Genomic DNA, 4,136 nt, shown 5'->3' on the forward strand with positions numbered 1-4,136 from the left:
CCGTCGGGGTGGTCAGCGCGGTCGGGGTGGTCGGGGTGGTCGGCGTTCCCGGGGCGGCCCGGCTGGTCGACCAGCAGGTCGTACTCGCGCAGGCGTGCGGTCACCGTGGCGAGCGCCGCCTCCACCCGGGCCGGAACGGCCTCCGGGTGCCCGTCCGCCTCGGGGCCCAGCCGGGCCTCCAGCAGCTTCCACAGGGCCGGCAGCGCCCGACTGCCCTCCAGGGTGAGGCTGGTGCCGCGCCCCCGCAGGTGCAGCCCGTCGCGCAGCGGCGTCACCGCCACGCCCGGGCGCAGCCGGGGACGGGGCTCCGGGGCCGTCATGCCGCCCCCTCGACCACGGCGATCACCTCGTCGACCCGGTCCCGCCACTGGTGCCCGGTGAGCTCCGGCACGCTGCGCACCACCAGATGGGCGGCGAGGTAGCGTTCCACCGGCCGGACGTCACAGATCGCGAGCAGCCTGTACAGGCCGTTGGTGCAGGCCCGGTAGATCAGGTAGTCGGGGCGGCTCCACATCGTGCCCGCCGGGTCCGACCGGTGCAGCAGCTGGTGGAACTCGCTGTAGACGGTACGCAGTTCGGGGTTCCACCGTTCGGCGGTGGCCCGGTCCCCGAGCGCGGCGGCGCGGTCCCGGTACTCCGACCGGTCGCCACCGAGGTCGGCCCCGGCCGCCAGCAGTTCCTCCGCCCGGCGCCAGGCCGTCGCCGACCAGCGCGCCCAGTCCCGCTCCCAGCCCTTCGCCCCGCCGTCGACGATCCGGCCGACCAGTGCCGTGACGGCCCGGCCGCTCCCCTCCCAGTGCCGCTCGAACGCGTCCCGCAGCCGCCCGTCCGGATCCTCGTGGACGAGGAAGTCCTCCAGGTGCGAGAGGAAGGAGTAGTGACCGCCGATCAGCCCGTCCGGGTGGGCGGTCGCGTGCGCCGCCAGCGCCGCCGCCACCAGTTGGACCCTGGCCTGCGGCGTGTCGCCGTGCGCCCCGAGGAAGTCGCAGGCGGAGCCGACGGCGGGCAGTCCGAGTCGCAGCAGTTCGTCCCGCAGGGCCGCCGCGTCGGGCCCGAGCAGCGCGTCCAGGGAGGTCGCGGCCCCGGCCTCGACGGGCTCCACCCGGACGGTGTTGTCCGGCACCAGCGGACCGTAGGGCGGCGCGACCAGCTCGACCCGCCCGGCGACGGCCGCCTCCGCCAGCACCTGGGCGTCGGTCCGGTCCGCGACGGACGGATGGGCGGCCGTCCACGCCCGCAGCGCCGCCGCGGAACGCTCGACCGCGGCGGCCACCCGGTCGGCCGGGCCGGACAGCCGCAGGCGCAGGTGCGGTCCGAACCGCCAGTGCCGCTCGATGTGCACGCCCAGGCCGTCCCCCGCCGCCTGCCGGGCCAACGGCAGCACGGCCTCGCGCAACGCCCGGGCTTTGGTGGGCTGGTAGTAGTACAGGACCACGTCACACGCCGTCACGGCCCGCGGGCCACCGGCCGGATCACTCATCGAACGCCTCCTCGACGCTGCACGGATGGACCTCTACGGATGGGCCTGCACGGATGGGACTTCGTCTCCACTGCGGCCCCGGTGCGGCGGCCGCTCACCACTGGCTGCCGCCGGGCCCTGTCCGGGCGGTCACCCCACGCCCCGCCGGGGCGGCGGTGGGCCGGGCAGGGCGGTACGTCTCGGCGACGAGTTCCACGGCCCCGGTCGGCCGGGGCCGGCCACCGAGCGCCGGCAGGGCCTCTTCGAGGACGACGCCGCGGGGGTGGCGGGTGAGCCATTTGGCGAGGTGGTACAGGTGGAGGGGGTTGCCCAGGTCGACCGGCTGCGGTTTGGGGGCGCGCAGCCGGGCGATGAAGGCGTCGACGGCGTGACCCTCTGCGGGGCCGGTTTCGGGGCCGGCTGCGGGGCCGTCCGGCACGGGGTGCAGGAACAGCTGCTCGGGGAGGTCGAGGAGGGCCCGCCAGCGGGCGGCGGTGGCCGCGGGCACGTCGCCGGGGCCGGTCTCGGCGGCGAGGTCGGCGCGCAGGGCGTCGAGGACGGCCGCGGGCAGGTGCCAGCGGCGGCGGGCGAGGACGACGTGGCGGTGGCGCAACCGGGGTGTGCGGGTGACGGTGCCGCCGGGAGCGGGCAGGGTGGTGCGGGGCAGCAGCGGGCGGAAGTCGACGATGCCGTTGGGGTGGTCGGCGAGGAGGGGTGCGAGCCGTTGCGGCAGCATGATCGGCGCGAGGAAGCCCAGGTAGAGCACGTCGAGGGCTTCACCGGTGGTGCGCAGCCGGAACCGGAGCTGATCGGTGGCGGGGTCGTGGACGAGGTCGAGGTCCGGTTCGGCGAGGTTGGTCCAGCGGCGGTCGGGGCCGATCTCGTCGGCGAGCAGCCGGGGGTGGAGGTTGGCGTTGAAGCCGCCGACCGGGCGGATCTGGGCGGCGCGGGCGCCGTCGCCGAGGCCGCGGCGGATCTGCCGGGCGACGTCGGCGGCCTGTGGCGTGCCGGCGTCGAGGAAGCGGCTGGTGAAGCGCCCCCAGCCGCCGTAGACGTGGTTGACGCACAACAGGCCGTCGGCGAGGTCGTGCTGGACGAACCAGGAGTAGCTGAGCGGCCGGGCGGCGGTCCAGTCCGGCAGGCGGGCGGCCAGGGCGCGGATCCGGTCGGCGGGCAGCACCAGCTCGCCGTCGACCACGGGTGTGGCGGTGAACTCCTCCCGCAGGAGGCGCAGTTCCGGCGGTCCGGCGGTCCGTCCGGCGTCCGCCCAGGCTTCGCCGGCATCGGCGCCGAACTCCCACGGGGTGGCGCAGACGCCGCCGACGCCGTAGCGGGCGACGAAGCGGTCCCGGGCCGCCCGGCGCATCAGGTGGCCGAGGTCGAACAGCTCTGCCAGGGCGGTGAGTTCGCCGAGCGCGGCCCGGTCGGCGCCGTCCAGGTCGTGTCCGGTCGACCGCGGGCCGGGCTGGATCGGCCGGGCAGGCCCCAGCCGGGGCCGCGGCGGCGCTGCGGCGTGGACGTCCTCGGTGAGCACCATGAGGGGCGCGGCGTCGGGCGGGACGGGCCGACCGGCGTCGGCGAGCAGCCGGCGCCAGTCGGCGGCGAGAGCGGCGAGCAGCGCCGGGCGCTGCTCCGCCTGGGTCTTCTCGAACTGGGCTGTGTGATCGGCGAGTTGGTGGAGGCACCGGCTCAGGTCGGCGTCCTCGGGCCACTGCCGCAACCAGTCGCCGAGGCGTCGCAGCGGGTCCTGGTCCTGCGGATCGACGGGGTCGGCGGGCACGAGCAGCCGGGCGTCGAGGAGTTGTCCGACGAACCGGTGCACGGCCGGGTCGCCGCCGGCGCGGCCGAGGGCGGCGGTGAGCCGCTCGGTGAGCCGGGCCGGCGTGTCCGGGGTGTCGGAGAGCGCGCCGAGGAGCGCCAGTTCGGGGCGGGACGCGAGTTCGACCTCCTCCTCGCGGGTGACCAGGTAGCGGCCGCCGGCGAACACCACCCGGGTGCGGGCGTAGCGGGCGCGGTCGCCGTCGATCCGGGCGGCGCTGGCCATCCGGTGCGGCAGGGTGCGACTGCGACGGGGTTCGTCGAGCAGGGCCTGGACGAGGGCTCCGACCAGCGTCCGGTTCTCCTTGACGACCGCGCGCGGGGCGGTGTCGCCGCCCGCCGCCCAGCCGACGGCGGTGAACCAGGAGAGCGGGCTGGTCTTGCTGGTGGCCCGCAGGGCGTGGCGCAGCACCGCGGCCTCCTCCTTGCGCGCCCGGCCCCGCCGTTCCCCCGCCGCACCGCCGTCGCGCGCCGTGTTGCCGACCGCGCGCAGCAGGTCGGCGCTGGTGAGGGCGACGGCACGGGTGAACGCGGGTGAGCGGCAGAGTTCGGCGAGGGCGGCGCGTTCGGCGGCCAGTGCGGGCGTGACGGCGGCGGCGAGGTCGTCGAGCAGGCTGGTGCGCCGCGCGCGCAGCTCCAGCCACTCGGCGAGGCGCGGGGTTCGGGCGGGGAGGTCGGCGAGCCGGGCGAGCAGGGCGGCGCGCGGCGGGCGCCCGTTGTGCAGGTCGCGACGCAAGGGGAGCACGACCTGCCGGTGGAACGCCTCGCCGTGGCCGGCGCGGCCGGCGTGGAGGTCGTCGCAGAGGGCGGGCCGCAGGGCGGCGTCCGCGGCTTCGACGGCGGTGAGCCGGGCCAGCAG

At 77.1% G+C, this 4,136-nt stretch carries 2 protein-coding genes and 1 pseudogene; all 3 read right to left on the minus strand.

Annotated elements, in window-relative coordinates; genetic code table 11:
• Positions 1-320 (minus strand): annotated as a pseudogene (locus ACFV6I_RS38100) (hypothetical protein); the annotation flags it as partial.
• The gene (locus ACFV6I_RS38105) at positions 317-1,480 is read right to left on the minus strand and encodes a hypothetical protein (RefSeq protein ID WP_380430733.1); all 1,164 of its coding nucleotides are present in this window, start codon (positions 1,478-1,480) and stop codon (positions 317-319) included. The pseudogene ACFV6I_RS38100 and the gene ACFV6I_RS38105, both read right to left, overlap by 4 nt.
• A 94-nt stretch (positions 1,481-1,574) precedes the next feature.
• Positions 1,575-4,136: lantibiotic dehydratase (locus ACFV6I_RS38110; RefSeq protein WP_380430735.1), on the minus strand; the 2,562-nt coding region annotated here is incomplete at its 5' end.

The organism is Kitasatospora sp. NPDC059803 (assembly GCF_042732255.1).
In the GTDB taxonomy this organism is placed as follows: Bacteria; Actinomycetota; Actinomycetes; order Streptomycetales; family Streptomycetaceae; genus Kitasatospora.

Coding starts and splice junctions, on each gene's coding strand:
- ACFV6I_RS38105 (WP_380430733.1), bottom strand. CDS start 1,480: ATGAGTGATCCGGCCGGTGGCCCGCGGGCCGTGACGGCGTGTGACGTG.